The sequence below is a fragment of the Duganella sp. genome (assembly GCF_039595735.1).
In the GTDB taxonomy this organism is placed as follows: Bacteria; Pseudomonadota; Gammaproteobacteria; order Burkholderiales; family Burkholderiaceae_D; genus Rugamonas.
On record NZ_JBCNLB010000004.1, the window covers coordinates 169740 to 192249 of the forward strand.

The 22510-nt window shown below is 62.5% G+C and carries 16 protein-coding genes; 10 read left to right on the forward strand and 6 right to left on the reverse strand.

All coding sequences use genetic code 11. The annotated features are described in order from the left end of the window. Positions 1-21 precede the first annotated feature (21 nt). The 4 genes from ABDW57_RS10560 to uraH form a co-directional block, all read right to left on the reverse strand. The gene (locus ABDW57_RS10560) at positions 22-1302 is read right to left on the reverse strand and encodes an HlyC/CorC family transporter (RefSeq protein ID WP_343730159.1); all 1281 of its coding nucleotides are present in this window, start codon (positions 1300-1302) and stop codon (positions 22-24) included. Between the two features lie 204 nt (positions 1303-1506). Continuing rightward, positions 1507-2256, reverse strand: coding sequence for an APH(3') family aminoglycoside O-phosphotransferase (locus ABDW57_RS10565; RefSeq protein ID WP_343730160.1), 750 nt, complete (start codon positions 2254-2256; stop codon positions 1507-1509). Position 2257: 1 nt separating this feature from the next. Beyond that, a complete protein-coding gene (locus ABDW57_RS10570; RefSeq protein WP_343730161.1) occupies positions 2258-3751 on the reverse strand; it encodes a tetratricopeptide repeat protein in 1494 nt (497 codons plus the stop codon). 20 nt (positions 3752-3771) lie between these two features. Continuing rightward, on the reverse strand, positions 3772-4125 hold the full coding sequence (gene uraH / locus ABDW57_RS10575) for a hydroxyisourate hydrolase (RefSeq protein ID WP_343730162.1): 354 nt from the start codon (positions 4123-4125) through the stop codon (positions 3772-3774). A 109-nt stretch (positions 4126-4234) separates the two neighbouring features. On the opposite strand from uraH, the gene puuE reads away from it, so the two are divergent. The 10 genes from puuE to ABDW57_RS10625 all read left to right on the forward strand — a co-directional run bounded on the left by puuE (position 4235) and on the right by ABDW57_RS10625 (position 20794). Beyond that, a complete protein-coding gene (gene puuE / locus ABDW57_RS10580; RefSeq protein ID WP_343730163.1) occupies positions 4235-5188 on the forward strand; it encodes an allantoinase PuuE in 954 nt (317 codons plus the stop codon). 7 nt (positions 5189-5195) lie between these two features. After that, entirely contained in the window at positions 5196-6665 is a 1470-nt protein-coding gene (gene xdhA, locus ABDW57_RS10585) for a xanthine dehydrogenase small subunit (protein WP_343730164.1), read from the forward strand. An 11-nt stretch (positions 6666-6676) separates the two neighbouring features. Next, the gene (xdhB, locus tag ABDW57_RS10590) at positions 6677-9010 is read left to right on the forward strand and encodes a xanthine dehydrogenase molybdopterin binding subunit (protein ID WP_343730165.1); all 2334 of its coding nucleotides are present in this window, start codon (positions 6677-6679) and stop codon (positions 9008-9010) included. After that, a complete protein-coding gene (gene xdhC, locus ABDW57_RS10595; RefSeq protein ID WP_343730332.1) occupies positions 9010-9978 on the forward strand; it encodes a xanthine dehydrogenase accessory protein XdhC in 969 nt (322 codons plus the stop codon). The genes xdhB and xdhC overlap by 1 nt, the downstream gene beginning before the upstream one ends. Positions 9979-10009: 31 nt before the next feature. After that, a complete protein-coding gene (gene guaD, locus ABDW57_RS10600; protein WP_343730166.1) occupies positions 10010-11317 on the forward strand; it encodes a guanine deaminase in 1308 nt (435 codons plus the stop codon). A gap of 14 nt (positions 11318-11331) precedes the next feature. Next, entirely contained in the window at positions 11332-12762 is a 1431-nt protein-coding gene (locus ABDW57_RS10605) for an adenosine deaminase (protein WP_343730167.1), read from the forward strand. A 588-nt stretch (positions 12763-13350) separates the two neighbouring features. Beyond that, a complete protein-coding gene (locus ABDW57_RS10610; protein WP_343730168.1) occupies positions 13351-16764 on the forward strand; it encodes a TonB-dependent receptor in 3414 nt (1137 codons plus the stop codon). A 78-nt stretch (positions 16765-16842) separates the two neighbouring features. After that, on the forward strand, positions 16843-18522 hold the full coding sequence (locus ABDW57_RS10615; protein ID WP_343730169.1) for a bifunctional metallophosphatase/5'-nucleotidase: 1680 nt from the start codon (positions 16843-16845) through the stop codon (positions 18520-18522). A gap of 14 nt (positions 18523-18536) precedes the next feature. Continuing rightward, complete coding sequence (locus ABDW57_RS10620) at positions 18537-19760, forward strand: phospholipase D-like domain-containing protein (RefSeq protein ID WP_343730170.1); 1224 nt, start codon at positions 18537-18539, stop codon at positions 19758-19760. Further along, positions 19757-20794: a S1/P1 nuclease gene (locus ABDW57_RS10625; RefSeq protein WP_343730171.1), complete on the forward strand. Its 1038-nt coding sequence runs from the start codon at positions 19757-19759 to the stop codon at positions 20792-20794. The genes ABDW57_RS10620 and ABDW57_RS10625 overlap by 4 nt, the downstream gene beginning before the upstream one ends. Positions 20795-20809: 15 nt before the next feature. On the opposite strand, the gene ABDW57_RS10630 is transcribed toward ABDW57_RS10625, so the two are convergent. Together ABDW57_RS10630 and ABDW57_RS10635 are read right to left on the reverse strand one after the other, a co-directional pair. Beyond that, positions 20810-21724, reverse strand: a complete 915-nt coding sequence (locus tag ABDW57_RS10630) for a hypothetical protein (RefSeq protein WP_343730172.1) — start codon at positions 21722-21724, stop codon at positions 20810-20812. 25 nt (positions 21725-21749) lie between these two features. Then, the gene (locus ABDW57_RS10635; protein ID WP_343730333.1) at positions 21750-22505 is read right to left on the reverse strand and encodes a DeoR/GlpR family DNA-binding transcription regulator; all 756 of its coding nucleotides are present in this window, start codon (positions 22503-22505) and stop codon (positions 21750-21752) included. Positions 22506-22510 lie beyond the last annotated feature (5 nt).

Consider the following 22510-nt stretch of genomic DNA (forward strand, 5'->3'; position numbering starts at 1 on the left):
GTTTGCCTGCTTTTACAGCCGCTAAGCGGCGGCGGGGCGTCGCAATTTGACGACTTTGATGGCTTGATCGTGAACTTGCACCACCTCGATGATGCACTGGTCGATCTTCAGGCTGATGGGCGCGTCTGGAATTTCTTGCAACAATTCCAGCAGCATCCCGTTCAGGGTCTTGGGGCCGTCGAGCGGGAAGTTGAGGCCGAGGCGCTTGTTGACATCGCGCAGCGGGGTAGCGCCGTCCAGCAGGCACTCGCCGTGGGCGTCCCAGCCGAAGCTGTCGGCCTTGGCGGCGGATGGGGTGGAAGTGGTGAACTCGCCGATCATCTCCTCGATGATATCGTCGAGCGTGACCAGGCCCTGCACCTCGCCGTACTCATCGACGATGATGCCGAGGCGCTCCTTGTTTTCCTGGAAGTACTGCAACTGCGTGAACAGGCGGGTATCCTGCGGGATGAAGTAAGGCGTGGTCAGCATCGCGCGCAGATCGTCGTGGGTGATCTCATCTTCCTGATTCAGCAGGGCGACCGCCTTGCGCACGTGCAGAATGCCAACGATGCGATTGATCTCGCCCTCATAGACCGGCAGCTTGTTGTGATAGCAGGTGGTGAGTTCGCGCATGATCTCCTCGACCGACATTTCCAGATCGAGCGCCTCGACTTGGGCGCGCGGCGTCATGATGTCCTCGACCGAAATGGTTTCCAGGTCGAACAGATTGAGCAGGATGCTCTTGTGCTTTTGCGGAATGAAATTACCGCCCTCCAGCACGATCGAGCGCAGCTCTTCCGGCGACAGGCGGGGGTCATGCGCATGCGAGCCGGCCTTGATGCCGAACACCTTCAACAGTTGCGACACGAACAGATTCACAAACCAGATCATCGGCTTGGAGAGCGACATCAGCGGCTTGAGCACCATGCTGGTCGGCAGCGCAATTTTCTCTGGGAAAGTCGCGCCGATCACCTTGGGCGAAATTTCCGCGAACACAATCAGCAGAAACGCCACGCCGCCGGTGGACAGGGTGATGACGTTGTCATCGTGGCCGAAGGCCTGGATGGCGATCGAAGTCACCAGCGCGGTGGCGGCGGCGTTAAACAGCGTATTGGCGATCAGCACCAGCGACAGCAGCTTATCGGTGCGCTCAAGCAGCCACAGCGTCGTGATCGCCCTACGGCTGCCGCGTTTGGCTTCATGGCGCAGGCGATAGCGATTGGCCGCCATCAAAGCGGTCTCCGCCATCGCGAAAAAGGCGGAACAAAGAATCAGAAGAAAGAGTGCAAGAAATTGCACCCAAAAGGGCACGGTATCCAAGGGGGATAGAGGAGTGGGGAATAGCCTTGGATTCTAAGGGAATGATGCGATGTGTGCAAGTTTGCAATTCGGGGTCAGCTCTGACATTCGGACAGTTAACGCTAACGTTTGATCTATATCAATGCGCAAAAATGCCGGAATTTGCGTATTGAGCTACATCAAAGATTGGGTGCGCGTGTCCGAATGTCAGAGCTGACCCCGAATTTAGAACAGCTCGTCGAGTTGTTCGAAGAACTCGCGCTTGGCCGGGTGGTCTGCGGGCAGGAGCTGGGCGGCGAGGTCGTCGGAGATGTCTTCGCGCAGGTTGCGGTGGGCGAAGGCGATGTCCAGCCAGCGGTCGGCCTTGCCGCCGCGGCCAAGGTCGATGAAGTGGAGCTGCTCGCGGTCGTCGATGAAGATGTTGCTGTCACCAAGGTCGCCATGCGAGAACACCAGCTCTTCTGCAGGCATGGTGGCGTGCAGGCGTGTCAGCAAGTCTTGCGGCGTGGCGATGCCAGGCCAGGCGTCGAAGTCGTAGTCTTGGTCGATCAGGCCCCGGCTGATCAGGAATTCCAGCTCGCGCAGGCGCACCGCGGCGCTGGAGTCGAACGGGCAATCGGCAATCGAGATCGCTTGCATTTGTCGCAGCGCTTCTTTGAATAACGCCAGCGCGCGCTGCTCGTCTTCCAGATGCGCGGCCAGCGGCAGGCCAGGGACGGCACGGGTGATCATGTATGCCTGCTGCTCGTCCTGCGCGGTCAGCACCACTTCCGGCACGTTCACTTTACCCGACAGCCATTGCAACACCGCAGCCTCGCGCAGCACGCTATAGGTGGTGTCGGCGTAGATCGCCGGAGAGGCCTTGAGAAAATAATGTTCTTTCCCGCGCTGGAAGCGGTGCACGGTGCACGGCGATTCGCCAATTTCGTCACGCCGCAAGACAGCGTCGCCAATGAATTGCTTGATTGCTTGCATATTATCTCGTCATGATGACCGCATGCGCGGCGATGGGAGCACCGTTTTCCTGGCGTGCTTCCATGGCCTGGGATGCGAGGATGGTGAAGCCGCTTGCAGCGGCCAGCCGCTGCATGTAAGCCAGCGTGTGGGCGTAGCGGTTGGACGGCCGCAGCACGTAATCGGCGCCTTCGCCGGCTTCCACCGAGAAGCAGAAGCGGCCGCCCGGGCGCAACGCCGCATGCACGGCGCGAAACACTGGTGCCAGGTCGCCGATGTAGACGAAGACGTCGGCCGCCACCGCCAGGTCGAATGCGGCTTCGTGGTTGGATAAATAGCCGGTCAGGTCGTCGCAGGTCAGTTCGTCGTAAAGGCCTCGCTCGGCGGCCTTGTCCAGCATCTGTTGCGACAGGTCGACTCCAGCCAGCTTGCGCGAGTACGCACGCAGATAAGGTCCGCACAAGCCGGTGCCGCAGCCCAGGTCCACGGTTGCCAGGTCGCCCGATGGCGCGACATGCCGCAACAGCGCGTCCAGCACGGCCGGTGTTTTGTAGCCGAGTACTTCGGTCAGGTGCTGATCGAAGTGGTTGGCGTATTGGTCGAACAGCGAGCGCACGTAGTCGCTCGGCAGCGCGGCCGGCGTTTCGCCTTCGCCCACCGATGCCAGGGCAAACGCGATCGTCTCGGGGTTGTCGCCATGCGCCAGCGCGGCGCGGTAGGCGGCGATGGCTTCTTCGCGCCGCTCCAGCGCGCGCAGGGCGTTGCCGCGATGGTAGTGGGCCAGCGCGTAATCGGGACGGTGCTTCAGCGCCTGGTCGTAGCTGTCCACCGCCGCGCCAAACTCGCCCAGCCGGTGCAGCGACATGCCTTGCGCGCTGTATGCCTCCGCCCAGCCGGGACGCAGGTGGATGGCGCGGTCGAAGCTTTCCACCGCTTCCGGAAGATAGCGCAGGCAGTGCAGCGCATTGCCGCGCGCCAGCCAGGCATCGGCGTAGCGCTCTTTGATGTTGAGCGCCTCTTCTGCCGCGCCCAGCGCGTCGAGATAGCGGCCCATGTCCTGCAGGACGATGGCGCGGTTGCAGTGCGCTTCCGCATAATCGGGCTTGAACTGCAAGGCGCGCTGGTAGCTGTCCATGGCTTCATTCAGCCGCGCCAGCCGGCGCAGCGCGTTGCCGCGATTGCTCCACGCTAGCGCATAGGAAGGATTCAGCGCGAGCGCGCGCTCGTGGCTGGCCAGCGCTTCTTCGGCGCGACCGGCGTCCAGCAAGGCGACGCCAAGGTTGCAGTGCGCGTTGGCCTGCGTGGCATCGATCTCCAGCGCGCGCGAGATGAGGTCTATGGCGCCGCCGGCATCATCCTGCTGGCGCGCGATTACGCCCAGCAGATGCAGCGCATCGAACTGGCGTGGATTGAGTTCCAGGACTTGCCGGTACAGCGCTTGTGCCGGTGCCAGCCGACCCTGCTGGTGCAGTTCGACGGCTTGTTGAAGTAGGGATGCGGCCAATGATTCAGTCATAGTGCCCGCATCTTATCAAATCAGCTGCCGCGATAGGTCGAATAGGCCCAGGGAGACACCACCAGCGGCACGTGATAGTTCTGGTCCGCATGCGCCACGCCAAACGCCAGCGTCACCTCGTCGATAAAGCGCGGCTCCGGCAGCGCCACGCCCTGCGCGGCAAAGTAGTCGCCGGCGCTGAATACCAGCTCGTATTTGCCCTGTTTCAGTGCATCGCCCTCCAGCAGCGGGGCAGAGCAGCGTCCGTCGGCATTGGTGACGTCGGTCTTCAGCAGCGTGCGGCCTTGCGCGCCCACCGCATATAAAGCCAGTTTGACGCCGGCGCCCGGCTTGCCCTGCGTGATGTCGAGAACGTGCGTACTGAGTTTGCCCATGATTGGTCCTATATTTGCTTGTGACAGGTATCTATTGTCGAAATCATATACCGCCATGGACGTAGGCATATATGATTAGAGATATATTACCCATAGACTTGCCAGCGCCATGACCACTTACGACAATTACCCGCGCGATCTGATCGGCTACGGCCCGAAGCCGCCGCATGCCCAGTGGCCGGACAAGGCCCGCATCGCCCTGCAATTCGTGCTGAATTATGAAGAGGGTGCGGAAAACAGCGTGCTGCACGGCGATGCCGGTTCCGAGACTTTTTTGTCCGAGATCATCGGCGCCGCTTCGTTCAGCAATCGCCACATGAGCATGGAGTCGCTGTATGAATACGGTTCGCGCGCCGGGCTGTGGCGCGTGCTGCGCATGTTTGAGGAGCGCAAGCTGCCGTTGACGATCTTCGGTGTGTCGATGGCGTTGAAGCGTCATCCGGAAGCGGTGGCCGCGTTCCAGGAGCTGGGGCACGAAATCGCCTGCCATGGCCTGCGCTGGATCTCGTATCAGAACATGGACGAAGCTACCGAGCGCGCGCATATGAAGGAAGCAGTGGAGATCATCCGCGAACTGACCGGCAGCGCGCCGCAAGGCTGGTACACCGGCCGTGATTCGCCGCAGACCCGCCGGCTGGTGATGCAGCATGGCGGCTTCCGCTACGACTCCGACTACTACGGCGACGATTTGCCGTTCTGGCAGAAAGTGGACTTCACCAATGCGCAAGGCCACGCGGTGAGCGAGCCGCAACTGATCGTGCCGTACACGCTGGACACCAACGATATGCGCTTCGCCGCTGCGCAAGGCTTCAATTCCGGCACGCAGTTCTTCGATTATCTGAAGGATGCTTTCGATGTGTTGTACGCCGAAGGCGATCCGAATGGCCTGGATCAGCCGAAGATGCTGAACATCGGCCTGCACTGCCGCCTGGTTGGCCGTCCGGCACGCGCGGCCTCGCTGGCGCGCTTCCTCGACTATGTGCAGCAGCACGACAACGTCTGGATCACGCGCCGTATCGATATCGCTGAACACTGGCGCAAGACGCACCCTTTTGCAGAATGAGATTGTGATGTCTGAACCGATTCGTTTTTACTACCGTGGCGCAGTACAGGAAATCCATAACGCCGCCCCGACCCGCACCGTGCTTCAGCATCTGCGCGAGGATCTGCATTGCACCGGCACCAAGGAAGGCTGCGCCGAGGGCGATTGCGGCGCCTGCACTGTGGTAGTGGGCAGCCTGAATGCGCAAGGCCGGCTGGAGATGAAGGCGGTGAACTCCTGCATCCAGTTCGCGCCTACGCTGGACGGCAAGGCGTTGTTTACGGTCGAGGACATGCAGCAACCGGACGGCACGCTGCATCCGGTGCAGCAGGCGATGGTGGAGTGCCATGGCTCGCAATGCGGTTTCTGTACGCCGGGCTTTGTGATGTCCTTGTGGGGCATGTATCTGGACAAGGATGGCCAGCCGGCGCAGCGCAAGGAGATTGACGACTGCCTGTCCGGTAATCTGTGCCGCTGCACCGGCTATCGCCCGATCATCGATGCGGCGCATCGCATGACCGAGCTGCCGAAAGTACCGTTCGACCGCGCCGCGTTGACGCAGCAGCTGCAGGCCTTGCAGCGCGAGGCCGGTTCGACCTATACCGCGCAAGGCCGCTCCTTCCACGCCCCGCGCACGCTGCAGGAGCTGGTGGCGCTGCGTGCCGCGCATCCGGAAGCGACGCTGCTGGCCGGCTCCACCGATATCGGTCTGTGGGTGACCAAGCAGATGCGCGAACTGGGCGACATCATTTACCTTGGCCACGTCACGGCGCTGCAAAGCGTGCAGCAGAAGGACGGCATGCTGGAAATTGGCGCGGGTGTGTCGCTGAACGATGCATACGAGGCCCTGTGCGCGCTGTATCCGGCGGAGCTGGGCGAGTTGTGGCAGCGCTTTGCCTCGCTGCCGATCCGCAACGCGGGCACGCTGGGCGGCAATGTCGCCAACGGTTCGCCAATTGGCGATTCGATGCCGTGGCTGATCGCGCTGGGCAGCGAGGTGGTGCTGCAAGGCCCGTCCGGTCAGCGTGTGCTGACGCTGGAAGCGTTCTATCTCGATTATCAGAAAAAGGATCTGCAGGCCGACGAGTTTGTGGCCGCCGTGCGGGTGCCGCTGCCGCGCGCGAATGTGCAGTTCCGTACTTACAAGCTGGCCAAGCGCTTCGACCAGGATATCTCGGCGGTATGTGCGGCGTTTTCCTTTACGCTGGATGGCGACACGGTGGTCGACGCGCGTATCGCGTTTGGCGGCATGGCGGCCACGCCGCGCCGCGCGCCGCGCGCGGAGGCTGCGCTGACCGGCTTGCGCTGGAATGAAGCCAATCTGCGCGTGGCGATGGATATGCTGCAGCAGGACTTCGCGCCGCTGTCGGATATGCGCGCTTCGAGCACGTATCGCATGCAGACGGCGCAGAATCTGCTGCGCCGCTTCTGGCTGGAGACGCGCGCCGATGCGCCGCTTGCGGCCGATGCCGTCAACGCCTTCGCTTGCCGCGCCTGAAAGGAGCCATCATGAATCAACCCGTTGCTCCAGCCGCGATTACTGCGACTGACTGGAAAGCGGTCGGCGTCGCCCGTCCGCATGAATCGGCCGAGCTGCATGTGCTGGGCCAGGCCACTTACACCGATGATATCCCCGAGCTGCAAGGCACGCTGCATGCGGCGCTGGGGTTGTCGTCCAAGGCGCATGCGCGCATCACGGCGATGGATCTGGCGCCGGTGCGCAGCGCACCGGGCGTGGTGGCGGTGTCCACCGCTGCCGATATCGTCGGCACCAACGATTGCGGCCCGATCATCCACGACGATCCTATCTGGGCGGTGGAGGAGGTGATGTATGTCGGCCAGCCGATCTTCATGGTGGTGGCGGACTCGCACGACAACGCGCGCCGCGCCGCGCGCAAGGCGGTGGTCACTTATGAGGAACTGCCGGCCATCTTCACGCCGCAGGAGGCCAAGGCTGCCGGCTCTTACGTGCTGCCGCCGATGCAGCTCAAGCGCGGCGACTATCAGGCTGCGTTTGAGGCCGCGCCGCGCGTGGTGAAGGGGCAGTTGTTTGTCGGCGGCCAGGAGCAGTTTTATCTGGAAGGCCAGATCGCCTACGCGATCCCGAAGGAAGATAACGGCCTGCTGGTGCAGTGCTCGACGCAGCACCCGAGCGAGATGCAGCACGTGGTGGCGCATGCCATCGGCGTGCATTCGCATAAGGTGCAGGTTGAATGCCGCCGCATGGGTGGCGGCTTCGGCGGCAAGGAGTCGCAGTCGGCGTTGTGGGCGGCTTCGGCGGGCATTGCGGCGGCCAGGTTGCGCCGTCCGGTCAAGCTGCGCGCGGATCGTGATGATGACATGCTGGTCACCGGCAAGCGTCACTGCTTCTACTACGAGTATGAAGTCGGTTACGACGACAGTGGCAAGATTCTGGCCGCGAAAGTGGATATGACTTTGCGTGCGGGCTTCTCGGCGGATTTGTCGGGACCGGTGGCGACGCGGGCTGTCTGCCATTTCGATAACGCTTACTATCTGTCCGATGTGGATATCCGCGCCGGCTGCGGCAAGACCAATACCCAGTCGAATACGGCTTTCCGTGGCTTCGGCGGTCCGCAGGGCGCGATTGCGATCGAGTACATCATCGATGAGATCGCGCGCAATCTGGGGCGTGATGCGCTGGATATCCGCCGCCTGAATTTCTACGGCAAGACGGAGCGCAATGTCACGCCGTACGGGCAGGAGATTGTCGATAACGTGATCGAGGCGCTGACGGCGGAGCTGGAGCAGACCAGCGAGTACCGTGCGCGCCGCGAGGCGATTAAGGCGTTCAACGCCACCAGTCCGGTACTGAAGAAGGGTATCGCGTTCACGCCGCTGAAGTTCGGTATTGCGTTCAACGTCACGCATCTGAATCAGGCCGGCGCGCTGGTGCATGTGTATGTGGATGGTTCGGTGCTGGTCAATCATGGCGGCACGGAGATGGGGCAGGGCATCAACACCAAGGTGATGCAGGTGGTGGCGCATGAACTGGGCGTGGATATGTCGCATGTGCGCGCCACGGCGACCGATACCAGCAAGGTGGCGAATACCTCGGCCACGGCGGCATCCACCGGCGCGGACTTGAACGGCAAGGCGGCGCAGGATGCGGCGCGGCAGATTCGCGAGCGGCTGGCGGCGTATGCTGTCAGGCTGTATGGCGATGAGGATGGGCAGCCGGTGCGCTTCTTCGATAATCACGTTCATGTGAATGGCCATCAGGTGTCTTTCCCTGAGCTGGTGCAGAAGGCGTATCTGGCGCGGGTGCAGTTGTGGTCTGATGGGTTCTATGCCACGCCGGGATTGCACTGGGATCCGAAGACGATGAACGGTCATCCGTTCTCGTACTATGCTTATGGTGCGGCGGTGTCGGAGGTGGTGGTCGATATCCTGACCGGCGAATGGAAGCTGCTGCGCGCGGATGCTTTGTATGATGCCGGACGTTCGCTGAATCCGGCCATCGATATTGGTCAGGTGGAGGGCGCCTTCATTCAGGGCATGGGCTGGCTGACCACGGAGCAGTTGTGGTGGAACGCGGCGGGCAAGCTGATGACGCATGCGCCGTCCACCTACAAGATTCCGGGGATTTCGGATTGTCCGGAGGATTTCCGCGTCAGGCTGTTTGATAACGGGAATGTGGAGGACAGCATCCATCGCTCGAAGGCGGTGGGTGAGCCGCCGTTGCTGCTGCCGTTCTCGGTGTTCTTTGCGATTCGCGATGCGATCTCGTCGGTCGGCGGGCATCGTGTGAATCCGCCGTTGAATGCGCCGGCGACCAGCGAGGAGATTTTGCGGGCCGTGTCCGCGGTGGAAATGGCGGCGTGATGAATGAGTGGCTGACAGCGCAGGTGTCGGAGCCGGCGGTTTTGGTGACGGTGGCGATCGTGGAGGGCTCCGGTCCGCGCGAGCCGGGCGCCAGGATGCTGGTGACGGCGCGCGGCCAGCATGACACGATAGGCGGCGGACATCTGGAGATGTGCGCGATCGAGGTGGCGCGTGCGATGTTGAAAAGCATGGCTGCGGCCGGAGAGGACGAAGCGCACGCGCGGCTGGAGCGGTATGCGCTCGGCCCGACGCTGGGCCAATGTTGCGGCGGCGTGGTGCATCTGGCGTTTGAGCTGGTGACGCCGGCACTGGCCGAGGTGCTGGCCAGTCTGCGCGCGCGCCAGCGCGAGGACAGCTGGCGGCTGAGCGCCATCGACGGCCCGGCCGTCTCGCTGTTGCTGGGCGGAGAAGACGCGGCAGGCGCACCGGCGGTCGATCGCGCGCGCGGCACGCATGTCATGTGCGACGACAGCGGGCGGCGCTGGCTGGTGGATGCCTGCCTTGCGCCGCGTGCCCATCTGGTGCTGTTTGGCGCCGGCCATGTGGGCGCAGCCATCGTGCGCGTGCTGGGGGAGCTGCCCTGCACCGTCACCTGGGTCGATGAGCGCGAGGATATGTTCCCGTCCGCCGTGCCTCCCAACGTGCGCGTCGAGGCGACTGACACGCCGGAAGCCGTGGCAGCCGAGGCGCCGCCGGGGGCAAGCTATCTTGTGATGACCCACAGCCACGCACTCGACCAGCGCATCACCGAAGCCATTCTCGCGCGCGAGGACGTCGGCTGGTTCGGTCTCATAGGCTCCGACACCAAGCGCGTACAATTCGAGCGCCGCATGGCCGCGCGCGGACTGGCGCGGGACCGCATCGATAAAATGGTCTGCCCTATCGGCCTGCCCGGCATCACCAGCAAGCTCCCAGCCGCCATTGCCGCCTCCGTGTGCGCGCAATTGCTGATGGTGTGGGAAGCGTAAGATTCGAATTCAAGATTCAAGAAAGACCAATATGACCTCCAACCTGCAAGCCTACCGTGGCAGCTTGCTGCACTTCCTCGCCGATCCGGCGTTCAGCGACAACGCGCACGACTGGCAAGAAGACGGCCTGCTGATCATCGAAGACGGCAAAGTCAAAGCGGCCGGCGATTACGCCAGTCTGCACGCCACGCTGCCGCCGGGCGCTGTGGTGCACGATTACAGCGGCAAGCTGCTGATGCCCGGCTTTATCGACACCCATCTGCACTATCCGCAGACCGACATGATCGCCTCGCCGTCGGAAGGCCTGCTGCCATGGCTGGAGACCTACACCTTCCCATCCGAGCGCCAGTTCGAGGACAGCAAGCACGCCGCCAACGTGGCCGACTTCTTCCTCGATGAACTGCTCCGCTGCGGCACCACCACCGCCATGGTCTACTGCACCGTGCACCCGCAATCGGTGGATGCCTTCTTCGCCGCCAGTGAACAGCGCGGCCTGCGCATGGTCGCCGGCAAGGTGATGATGGACCGGAACTGCCCGGACTTCCTGCGCGATACCGCCGAATCCAGCGCGCGCGATACCGAAGCCCTGATCCAGCGCTGGCACAAGCGCGGACGCTCGTTGTACGCCATCACCCCGCGCTTTGCGCCCACCTCCACCGAGGCACAGCTGCAGCTGGCCGGCGAACTGGCGCGCGCCTATCCGGACACCTTCATCCAGACCCACGTCTCGGAAAACCAGGCCGAATGCGCCTGGGTGCGCGAATTGTTTCCCAACTCGCGCAGCTACATCGACGTCTACGACAGCCATGGCATGATGCGCCCGCGCGCCATGTACGGCCACTGTATCTGGCTCGATGAGCGCGACCGCCAGCGCATGGCCGAAACCCGCTCCGCCGCCGCCATCTGCCCGACCTCCAACCTGTTCCTCGGCAGCGGCCTGTTCGACTTCGAACGCGCCGATGACGCGGGCGTGCTGCTTTCGCTGGCCACCGACGTTGGCGGCGGCACTTCCTTCTCCATGTTGCAAACGATGAATGAAGCCTATAAAGTAGCGCGCTTGAAGGGCAGTTATCTGCCGGCGCTGCGGATGTTTTATCTCGGCACGCTGGGCGCCGCGCGCAGCATGCAGCTGGAAGGCACGATCGGCAATTTCGCGCAGGGGGCGGAGGCGGACTTCATCGTCATCGATCCGCAGGCCACGCCGCTGCTGCAACGCCGTACCGCGCGCAGCGGCAGCCTGGAAGAACTGCTGTTTGCACTGGCCCTGCTGGGTGACGACCGCGCCATCGCCGCCACCTATGCCGCCGGCCGTCAGGTGCATGCCCGCGAATCGATTTGACTAAGGAAGCTCACATGAAGAACAACATCAAAGCCATCGCCCTGGCTGCCGCCATGCTGTGTACCCTGCCGCCAGTGCAGGCGCGCGACACCAACGCCAACGAGGAAGCCACCAGGCGCCACTTCGCTACGCTGGTCGCGCCGGGCAAGGAGCCCAAGCTGGCCGAGCTGACCATGTTCTTCACCATGATGCCCAAGGGCGGCGACCTGCATCACCACTACTCGGGCGCGATCTACGCCGAGCAGTATCTGGAGTGGGTGGACAAGGAGGGCCTGTGCGTCAACAAGACCACCTACACCATCGAAAAGAGCAAGCCTGCCGGCGCCTGCGTATCCGGTCAGGACGTCATGAACGACAACACGCTGCTGGCCAATCTGCTGCAGCGCTGGTCGGACAAGGACTTCTACAACCACGGCGCCGTGCAGTCGCCGCCGGATCGCCAGTTCTTCGACACCTTTGCCTACTTTAACCCGGTCTCCTCGACCAACACCGCCGATGGCCTGCAGCGCCTGAAGCAGCGCGCCATCCAGGAAAACCTGAGCTACATCGAAACCATTTTCGAGATCGCGCCGATCGCCAAGGACGATGACTTCGACAAGAAAGCGCTGGTCGGCGGCGTTACCGAGGCCGATTTTGCCGCCCTGAGCGCCAGGCTGGATCAGGATCAGGCCTTCCAGGGCTGGATCGCATCCTACATCGCCAATGTGGACAAGGCGGGTGCCGGCATCGATGACGAGCAATTCACGCTGCGCTACCAGCCGTTTGCGCTGCGCTTCCTGTCGCCGTCGCAGGTGTATTCGCAGATCGTGTCGAGCTTCAAGCTGGCGTCCAGCCATCCGAAGATTGTCGGCGTCAACATTGTTGGCCAGGAAAGCGTGCACGTCTCCATGCGCGACTACGCGTTGCACATGCAAATGTTTAAATTCCTGAAGTCAAAATATCCAGGCGTGAAACTGGCGCTGCACGCCGGCGAGCTGTCGCTGGGCATGGTGCCGCCGGAGGGCCTGACCTTCCACATCAAGGATGCGATCGAGGTGGCCGGCGCCAGCCGCATCGGCCATGGCATGGACATCGCCCACGAAAGCAATCCGCTGGCCATCATGAAAAAAATGCGTGATGCGAAGATTCCGGTCGAGGTAAACCTCAGCAGTAACGACTTTATTTTAGGGATCAAGGACCAGGCCCACCCGGTTACCCTGTACCGTAAATATGGCGTGCCGTATGTGCTGTCGACCGATGATGCCGGCGTCTCGCGTAATAATTTGTCCGGCGAGTACGTGCTGTATGCCGCCCGCTACCAGCCGGATTATGCCGAAGTCAAAAAACTGTCATATGACAGCATCCGCTATTCCTTCCTGGCCGAGGCCGACAAGCAGCGTCTTTTGAAGGCATTGGACGGCAAGTTCGCCAAATTCGAGGCCGAGATCGCCAAGGCCGGCCGCTGAAAAACCACGGCGTTTGTGGTGTGTAACCCACAAACGCCGCGTTTGTTACAAACTCCTTCCCATTCCAGCGCTATTCTACGTGCTGTCATAAAACGCAATAATTATCAAAAGCAAGTCTTTTTCTGACCATTGTGTGGCCTCCTTGCGACATAAATTAGTGTCTGTGCTCAGTCTTTTTGTGTATTTGATAATGAATGGATTTCATACAGGCAATGGTGACTTATAATTCTGCCCGCCTGTTGTCAGCCTGATACGTGCGTCATGTTTTTGTGACCAGCTTATGACTTATTTATACGTTTAACGTCTTAATGTATAAATTAAATCGTATTTGTCACGCATTTTTCCTTGCCTCATAGTTCACGGAAATGATCCAAAAAGGCAAGATTTTCGCCTTCTCAATGCCCTTGTTGATGTCACAAAGTTGTCATAAACACGTCATGGCCCTGACATATTTGGTCGTTACACTCACCCGCTGCCCTTGGCACGCCGGGATTTGACGGCCCAGACCAGTTGCAGCAAAAGTAAAGAGGGAAATACCTGCCACCCGCAGGGTTCCATATAACTATTAGTCTTTTTTGAGGTTATACAATGATCAATCATAAACGGCTCAAGCTGACGCAAATTGCGCTCAGCCTGTCTGTCGCCCTGGCGGCAGCACCGGCCTTCGCGCAGAACACCACCTCGGCAATCGGCGGCCGTATCGTCGCTGCCGACGGCAAGCCGGCAGCCGGCGCACTCGTCACCATCGTGCACAAGGAATCCGGTTCGGTCACCACCGTGGTGACCGATGCGGATGGCCACTACGTTCAGCGCGGTCTGCGCGCGGGCGGCCCGTACACGATCACCATCAGCAAGGATGGTGTCACTGAGAAGCGCGAAGAGATCTATACCCAGCTGGCGGATACCGCCAACGTCGACGCCACCCTGGGCGCACCGGCGATCCAGTCCGTGACCGTGGCCGGCTCCGCCGCCCGTTCCGAGATCTTCTCCAAATCGAACATGGGGTCGGTCACCTCGATCAACGCGACCCAGCTGCAGGCGCAAGCGTCGATCAGCCGCAACCTGCAAGACTACGCCCGTGCCGACCCACGCGTGGCGCAAACCGACAAGGGCCGCGGCGAAATGTCCGTGGCAGGCCAGAACAGCCGCTACAACACCCTCACCATCGACGGCGTGTCGGTCAGCGACACCTTCGGCCTGGCCGCCAACGGCAGCCCGACCTACAAGCAACCGATCACCATCGAAGCCATCCAGTCGGTACAGGTCAACGTTGCCAACTACGACGTGACCCAGAAGGGCTACACCGGCGGCAACATCAACGCAGTCACCAAGTCCGGTACCAACACGGTCAAGGGCAGCGTGTACTACGTGTTCCGTAACGACAAGCTGGCCGGCGACCGTTACAACATCACCAACGATACCTACAGCGCGCCGCCGCCATCGAAAGAAATCACCAAGGGTGGTAACGTCGGCACCCCGCTGATCGCCGACAAGCTGTTCCTGTTCGCCAGCTGGGAAAAAGTGGAATCGTCGCGCGCGGGTCCGGCCTTTGGCCCGATCGGCGGCGGCCTGTCGACCGTCGGCATCACGCAATCGGCCATCGCCTCGGCCCAGTCGATCGCCCAGAGCAAGTACAACACCGACATCGGCACCACTGCCACGCCTTCCGGTTCGCGTCTGGATCTGAAAGACCAGCTGGTCAAGTTTGACTGGAACATCAACGACAACCACCGCGCCATGTTCCGCTATGCGAAGACTTCGCAGACCGAACCGCAATACGGCGCCACCACCTCCAGCAATATCGCGCTGTCCTCGGTGTACTACCAGCAGGCCACTTCGATCGAAACCAAGGTTGGCCAGCTGCTGTCCGACTGGACCCCGAATCTGTCGACCGAGTTGAAAATCTCCAAGCGCGACTTCGACTCCGTGCCAGCACTGGGCCTGAAAGCGCCGCTGATGACGCTGCGCTTTAGCGGCCCGCTGCCGGCCGGCACCCCAGCCGGCGTGTCGACCGCTGACCGCAGCATGAGCTTCGGTACCGACAACAGCCGCCAGATGAACATTCTGGGCACCAAGACCACTGACTTGTACGCCGGCGCCAACTGGTCGCGTGGCGATCACGAGATCAAGTTCGGTTCGGACTACGCCAAGAATGAGATCTACAATGCGTTCCTGCAGAACGTGTGGGGCAACTACACCTTCTCGTGTATCGACAACATCGCCTACAGCTTCATGGCGACCGGCATGAAGTGCGGTTCCGCCAGCAACGCCGACATCGAGAAAGCCGTGCTGGAAAACTTCCAGCGAGGCCGTCCTTCGAGCTACAGCCTGCAGGTGGCCAATCCAGGCCTGACCGTGAACGACGCCGTGTCGCAATTCACGATGAAGGACACCGGCGCCTTCGTGCAGGACACCTGGACCATCAACCCGCGCCTGACCATCACCGGCGGCGTGCGTGTGGACTACACCGGCGTCGATGGCCGTCCGCTGCGTAATACCTTCGCGGCCGCTGCTGCCGTGCCGGGCAATGCAGCCACCAACACCCGCGCCACCGGCGGCTTCGGCCTGGATAACACCGTCACCTTCGACGGCCAGAAGCTGTTCCAGCCGCGCATCGGCTTCAACTACACGCTGGATACCGCGCGCAAGACCCAGATCCGCGGCGGCGCCGGCCTGTTCCAGGGCGCAGCGCTGGGCGTGTGGCTGTCCAACCCGTTCTCCAACACCGGCGTGCAGACCCGCACCATCGGTTGCGGCGGCAGCTTTGCCACTTGCCCAACCGCCGATGGCCTGCTCAGCGTCGATCCAAACAACCAGCCAACCAACTTCGCCGGCTCGACGCCTGCCATGAAGGTGGACGCGCTGGCGCCTGGCCTGCGTCAGCCATCGGTATGGAAGTCGAACATCGCCTTCGAAACCGAACTGCCATGGTATGGCCTGGTGATGAGCGGTGAATACCTGAATGTCCGTGCCAAGGATGCGATCTACTATCAGAACCTGAATCTGGGCGTGGCGACCAAGACCGGTACCGACGGCCGTCCGCTGTACTACACCGCCGCTGGTTACAACCCGATCTGCTGGGGCGCGACCGGTTCGTCGATTTCGACTTGCAGCGCCGGCACGGTGCGTACCAAGTCGCTGAGCAACTCCGCCTACACCGACGTGCTGGTGGCGACCGGCACCAAGGATGGCGGCAGCAGCGTTGCCACCCTGTCGCTGAGCCGTCCGCTGACCTCGGGCCTGGGTTGGTCGATTTCGTACTCGTACACCAGCGCCAAGGAAGTTTCGCCGCTGACCTCGTCGACCTCGTCGTCCAACTACAGCGGCCGCGCTTCGTTTGATCCGAACGAAAACGTGAACGCCAACGCCGCCTATCTGGTCAAGGACCGTATCAACGCCCTGGTCAACTTCCAGAAGCGTCTGTGGGGCGCGTACAAGACCACCTTCGGCGTGTTCTATGAAGGCCGTTCCGGCAAGCCATACAGCTGGACCGTCAACAATGACTTGAACGGTGACGGCCTGGCCGGCAACGACCTGATGTACATCCCTTCGGCGCCAGGTTCGGGCCAGGTGGTGTTCTACGGCGATACCGCCACCAGCCACGCCAACGAAGACAAGTTCTGGTCTATCGTAAACAGCAACTCGATCCTGAAAAAATCGGCGGGCGGCGTAGTCGGTCGTAACACGGCCTTCTCGCCATGGACCAACAGCTTTGACCTGCGTATCTCGCAAGAGCTGCCTGGCTTCTGGAAGGGCCACAAGTCGTCGTTCACCTTTGACATCTTCAACTTCGGCAACCTGCTGAACAAGAAATGGGGTCACATCAACGAGATGCCATTCCTGGGCTCCGGCGGCAACATCCGTACCTTTGTTGACTACCAGGGTCTGGACCCAAGCGGCAAGTACATCTACCGCGTACGTGACGTGAAGGCATACGACGTCAAGCAGTCCATTGGTGAATCCCAGTGGTCGGCACAAGCGACCTTCCGCTACGAGTTCTAATCTCGTCATCTGTAACGTAGTGAATCAAAACGGCTGATGGCAACATCAGCCGTTTTTTTATTTGTACAATACGCGACTATGAATAAATACCTGAGCCTGATGGCAGTAGCGGCGCTGGCGGGCTGCGCATCGCGGCAGCCCGCGCCGCTGGATGTGAAAGAAATCCAGCTGGTGGCCCTCAACGATTTCCACGGCAATCTTGAAGCCAGCAAGTACACCTGGGACAGCGTGAACGGCGGCGAGCGCGTGATCCAGGCCGGCGGCATCGATACGCTGGGTGCGGCGCTGCAGGCGTGGCGCAAGCAGGACCCCGAGCTGCTGCTGGTCGGCGCCGGCGATCTGATCGGCGCCAGTCCCGCCATCTCCGCCATGTGGGCCGACGAGCCCACCATCGGCGCCATGAACCTGCTTGGGCTGCGCGCCACCTCGGTCGGCAATCACGAATTCGACCAGGGCCGCATGGAACTGCTGCGTCAGCAGAAGGGCGGCTGCGTGTCGCCGCGCGCCGACAAGGCCTGCAAATTCGCCGGCAGCTATGAAGGCGCGCAATTCCAGTACCTGGCCGCCAATGTGATCGACATGGTGACGCGCAAGCCGGTGCTGCCGGCGTATAAGATCGAGACCGCGCATGGCGTGAAGGTGGGCTTGATCGGCACCGTGCTGCGCGAGACCGCTGAATCGGCGCTGGCCTCCGGCATCGCCGGCCTGGAGTTTGTCGATGAAGCGGACGCCATCAACCGCCAGCTGCCGGAACTGCGCCAGCAGGGCGTGGGCGTGTTCGTGGTGCTGATCCACCAGGGCGGCCGCACCACCGATAAATTCGACCAGCAGGACTGCGCCAATCTGAAAGGGCCGATCGTGGATGTGGTCAGGCGTCTCGACCCCGCCATCCGTGTGGTCATCAGCGGCCACTCGCACCAGGGGTATCTGTGCAAGGTGGACGGCCGGCTGGTGACGCAATCCGACATGGGCGGGCATGTGATGAGCCGCATCCGCCTGACCGTGGACACCAGCACCAACAGCGTGCGCGACGTCGCCGCGCGGCAGGAGGTCATGGTGCCCGGCACCTGGCCGGCCGATCCGGCGCTGGACGCCTACCTGAAGCAGGCCCGCGCGCGCAGCACCGCGGCGTTGGCGCAGCCGATTGCCACGCTGGCGGTGCCCAGCGTGAAGCGCGAGAAGGACCTGGCGCACGAATCCGCGCTGGGCGATCTGGTGGCTGACTCCATGCTGTACGCCGGCCGCGCCTACGGCGCCCAGATCGCGCTGCAGAATCCGGGCGGCATCCGCCAGGATCTGGATACGGCCGCCGGCAACCGCGTCATGCTGGGCCACGCCATGGCCGTGCTGCCGTTCGGGAATGCGCTGGTGGCGATGAATCTGCGCGGCGCGCAAATTGTCGAGCTGCTGGAGGAGCAGTGGCTGGGCGGGCGCGATGCCAAGCGTGGCTTCCTGCAGGTGTCGGAAGGCTTCAGCTACGCCTGGGACGCCAGCCAGCCGGAAGGCCGCAGGATCGTGCCGGGCAGCGTCAGGCTGCATGGCGCGCCGCTGCAGATGGACAGCAGCTACCGCGTGGTCACCAACAACTTCCTGGCCGAAGGCGGCGATGGGTTCCCCACCTTCACCAAGGGCAGCAACCGCACGCCGACCAATGTGCGTGATATCGATGCGCTGACCAGTTACCTGATCAGGCGCGAGCAGGATCAACGACCCGCCGGCGCAGCCGCACCGCAGAAGCGCTACCAGCGCGTGGAATAAACCAAGGAGTGTTCATGCGTCAAATCGTACTTTCCGCCGTGGTGGCAGCAGCCGTGCTGGCAGCGCCGGCGCGCGCCGAGTTTTCCATCCCCGGCTATGAGCTGGTGCAGACCGCGCCGGTCGAAACGCCGCTGCACAGCGATGACCTGCGCAGCGCGGCGCAGGTGTGGACGGAGTTGTTCGATAACGCCAAAAGCGAAATCGTCATCGGCCAGTTCTACGCCGTGGTCAAGCCGGGCAGCGTGTTTGAAAAAGTGGTGCAGCGGCTGGAAGCCGCCGGCAAGCGCGGCGTGAAGATCCGATTCCTGCTCGACCAGAAGGGCATCGGCCTGTCGGAACAGCCGACCATCGAGCGGCTGAAAGCGATTCCGAACCTGGAATTCCGTGTGTTGGATTTCAATAAGCTGACCGGCAACGGCATCATCCACGCCAAGTATCTGGTGGTGGATGGCGCGACTGCCTATGTCGGCAGCCAGAACTTCGACTGGCGCTCGTTTGAGCATATCCACGAAACCGGCTTGCGCATCACCGATCCGAAAGTGGTGGCGCAGGTGCTGGCCATCTTCAACCAGGACTGGCGCGCGCAGGCGCTGACCTCACAGGGCCAGATCGCACCAGTGCTGAACGTGCGCACCGCCTTGGCGGACATTCACCAGGACGCCTTCCTGCTGTCCAGCCCTAACCAGTACAACCCGGCCGGCGTGGGCGATTCCGAGACCGGCCTGCCGGCGCTGCTGGCGGAAGCGAAGAATGAAGTGCGCATCCAGCTGCTGGACTACGCGCCATTGAGCTACGGCCCGAAGGGCATGCGTCCTTACTACGCGGTGATCGACAACGCGGTGCGCGCGGCGGCCCAGCGCGGCGTCAGGATCAAGCTGATGGTCTCCAACTGGAACCTGGAAAAGCCGGCGCAGGCTTACCTGAAAAGCCTGGCCGTGCTGCCCAATGTGGAGATCCGCGTGGTGACGCTGCCGGTGGCGTCGGGCGGCTTCATTCCGTTTGCGCGCGTCATTCACAGCAAGACCATGGTGATCGATAATCAGATCGCCTGGGTTGGCACCAGCAACTGGAGCGGCGGCTACTTCGACCTGTCGCGCAATCTGGAAGTGGTGATGCGCAACGAGAAAATGGCGCAGCGCCTGGCGGCCTTGCAGGAGCAGACCTGGAGCTCGTCGTATGCGCAAGTCCTCGACATCAACAAGCAATATCCGAAACCGTCGAAAGGCAGTCCTGAATGAAGAAGCTCGCATGCATCCTGGCGCTCAGCGGCGCCTTCGTTTCGTTGAACGCGCACGCGTGGGGCAATGACGGCCACCGCGCGGTGGGCGCGATTGCCGATCAGCTGATCAAGGGCAGCAACGCCGAGAAGCAGGTGCAGGCCTTGCTGCTGCCGGGCGAGAGCCTGGCCAAAATCGCCACCTGGGCCGATTGCGTGAAGGGCACTTACTGCGGCCCGCAAACCGAGGAGATGCTGGCCTACACCACCGCCAACCCGCTGCATGCCGAGTACCACTACACCGACGTGCCGTATCAGCTGCCGCGCTACGAAGACCACGGCGTCGGCACCACCGACCACGATATCGTTCAGACCCTGAAGCAGTGCATCGCGGTGCTGCAGGGGAAGGGCGACGCAAACACCAATCCACACAACTTCACGCCGCGCCAGGCGCTGCTGATGCTGACGCACCTGAGCGGCGATATCGCGCAGCCGTTGCACGTCGGCGAGGGCTACGTCGGCAAGCGTGGCGGCTTTGTGGTGCCCACGCAGCAGCAACTGGACGACAAGGAAGCCTTTGGCACGCAGGGCGGCAACAATCTGCTGCTGGACGATGCCAGGCTGGTGGCCAACAGCGCGCGCCTGATTCCGCCGGACGATAAGCCGGTGACGCCGCAAGCTACGCGTGCGTTCCATTCGTATTGGGATACCACGGTGGTGAACTACGCCTTCCGCCGCATCGGCGCGCGCACGCCGGAGCAGTTTGCGCAGCTGGTGATTGCCGAGCGTCCGATCGTGGCGGCCAGCAGCGGCGATCCGGTCACCTGGCCGTATCAGTGGGCCGACCAGACACTGACCGTGGCCAAGCTGGCGTATGCCGATGCCGTCCCCGGCAAGATGGGCCAGCAGACCAGCAAGACCACCGGTGAGTTGTACAACGTGTGGCCGTTGACCGTGCCGGATGATTATCCGGTGCCATCGTCGGCGGCTGCCAAGGCACAGCTGACTACGGGCGGCTACCGCCTGGCGGCGGTGCTGCAGGCCATCTGGCCGTAACCCGTCGTTCCCGCTCTATTTTCCCGTCAGAGGATTGAACCAGAGTTCGCTGCGCGACAGCGGCGTCTCTGGCGTCAGGTGCGGGTTATCGATTTGCAGCACGCGCCGCTTGTGCAACTGGCCGGCCTTGATGCTCGCGCCCTTGTATTGCTGGAACAGGGCGTTCAGCGAGCCATCCTTGATCATCATCTCCATGCCGTCCGTGATGCGCTGCGCCAGCAGCTTGCCTTCCGCATCGCGCCGGGTGAAGAAATACAGCGGCAGCGGATAGCGTAACAGCAAGGTGGGTTCGATTACCATGTGCGGATAGGCGGTCTGGCGCTCCTTGAACTCGCGCTGAGCCTCATCGATCCCGCGCGAGAAAAAATCAAAACGCCCGGTCGCCAGCATGGCAAACAGGCCCGGATAGTTGGTGCCTTCAACCACCGGGACGCCGGCATTGCGCAGGATCGGCACATCGACCCAGTCCTTGCCCTGGCCGACACGCAGCTTGCGCAAATCATCCAGATTGCGCACGGCGGCAAAGCGCGGCAGGTCGTCGTCGCGCACCAGGAACAGGCGGTAGCCCAGCAAGCCGCGGTCGATGGGCAAGCGCACCGGAAGATATTGCCGTTCCAGTTCGGGCGAGGTGGCGCGGGCGAACACGTTGATGCGCCCGCCCGGCATCAGCAGTTCCTGCGCCACGCGTTGCGGCGACATGGGGTGGGTAGACTGATGCAACTCAAACGGGCCATAACGCGGCTCGGTCTTTTGCAGCGCCACGCGCAGCACTGCCCAGTCGTATTCATAGCGGCTGTCCACATCATCCAGGCTGGTGAGCGGGTAGACCACGCGCGTGGTGGCGCCGGCACTACAGCCGATGACAAGGCACACGGCCGCCAGCAGCATGCTGCATGCCGTGCGCGCGGTAAATGCATCCAGTGTCGTCATCCCGCTAGTTTGCCACATTAAACGTCTACGCCCTAGTGATGGCGATCCCCATGGCGCGGTACGGGGCGACCAGCGCTTCCGTCACGTCGCCGCTGACCACGATGGCGCTCACCTGCGATAGCGGCGCGATCTGGTAGGGCGAGGCGGTGTCCAGTTTCTCCGGCGAGGCCAGCACCACGGTGCGCTGCGCCATGTTGCTGATGGCGCGCTTGATGCCCGCTTCATCGTAATCGCCGGTGCTGATGCCGGTTTCCGGATGCAGGCTGCACACGCCCATGAAGTAGATGTCGGTGCGGATTTGCGCGATGGCTTCCAGCGCGCTGGGACCCATGGCCACGATGGAGTGCTTGAACAGGCGGCCGCCGATCAGGATCACTTCAATGTGCGCATGCTCCACCAGTTCCACCGCCACCGACGGGCTGTGCGTGACCACCGTGCAACGCAGGTCCGGCGGCAGGGCGCGCGCCAGCTGCACGGCGGTGGTGCCGCCGTCGATGAACGCCACCTGCCCCGGCGCGATCATGGCGGCCGCCGCGCGCGCGATGGCCGGCTTGGCGTCGCTGGAAATCTGCTGGCGTTCAGCGAACGTGCCGAGCGCCGGCGAGGCGGGCAGGGCGCCGCCATGGACGCGCTTGAGCAAGCCCTCGCTGGCCAGCTCGCGCAGGTCGCGGCGGATGGTGTCCTCCGACAGCCCCAGTTCCTCGCTCAGCGACTTGGCGACGATTTGACCGTCCTGGTGCAGGCGGGCCAGCAGCAGTTCTTTGCGTTGACGTGTCAGCATATGCA

Coding starts and splice junctions, on each gene's coding strand:
- ABDW57_RS10565 (WP_343730160.1), bottom strand. CDS start 2,256: ATGCAAGCAATCAAGCAATTCATTGGCGACGCTGTCTTGCGGCGTGAC.
- ABDW57_RS10570 (WP_343730161.1), bottom strand. CDS start 3,751: ATGACTGAATCATTGGCCGCATCCCTACTTCAACAAGCCGTCGAACTG.
- uraH (WP_343730162.1), bottom strand. CDS start 4,125: ATGGGCAAACTCAGTACGCACGTTCTCGACATCACGCAGGGCAAGCCG.
- puuE (WP_343730163.1), top strand. CDS start 4,235: ATGACCACTTACGACAATTACCCGCGCGATCTGATCGGCTACGGCCCG.
- xdhA (WP_343730164.1), top strand. CDS start 5,196: ATGTCTGAACCGATTCGTTTTTACTACCGTGGCGCAGTACAGGAAATC.
- xdhB (WP_343730165.1), top strand. CDS start 6,677: ATGAATCAACCCGTTGCTCCAGCCGCGATTACTGCGACTGACTGGAAA.
- xdhC (WP_343730332.1), top strand. CDS start 9,010: ATGAATGAGTGGCTGACAGCGCAGGTGTCGGAGCCGGCGGTTTTGGTG.
- guaD (WP_343730166.1), top strand. CDS start 10,010: ATGACCTCCAACCTGCAAGCCTACCGTGGCAGCTTGCTGCACTTCCTC.
- ABDW57_RS10605 (WP_343730167.1), top strand. CDS start 11,332: ATGAAGAACAACATCAAAGCCATCGCCCTGGCTGCCGCCATGCTGTGT.
- ABDW57_RS10610 (WP_343730168.1), top strand. CDS start 13,351: ATGATCAATCATAAACGGCTCAAGCTGACGCAAATTGCGCTCAGCCTG.
- ABDW57_RS10615 (WP_343730169.1), top strand. CDS start 16,843: ATGAATAAATACCTGAGCCTGATGGCAGTAGCGGCGCTGGCGGGCTGC.
- ABDW57_RS10620 (WP_343730170.1), top strand. CDS start 18,537: ATGCGTCAAATCGTACTTTCCGCCGTGGTGGCAGCAGCCGTGCTGGCA.
- ABDW57_RS10625 (WP_343730171.1), top strand. CDS start 19,757: ATGAAGAAGCTCGCATGCATCCTGGCGCTCAGCGGCGCCTTCGTTTCG.
- ABDW57_RS10630 (WP_343730172.1), bottom strand. CDS start 21,724: ATGACGACACTGGATGCATTTACCGCGCGCACGGCATGCAGCATGCTG.
- ABDW57_RS10635 (WP_343730333.1), bottom strand. CDS start 22,505: ATGCTGACACGTCAACGCAAAGAACTGCTGCTGGCCCGCCTGCACCAG.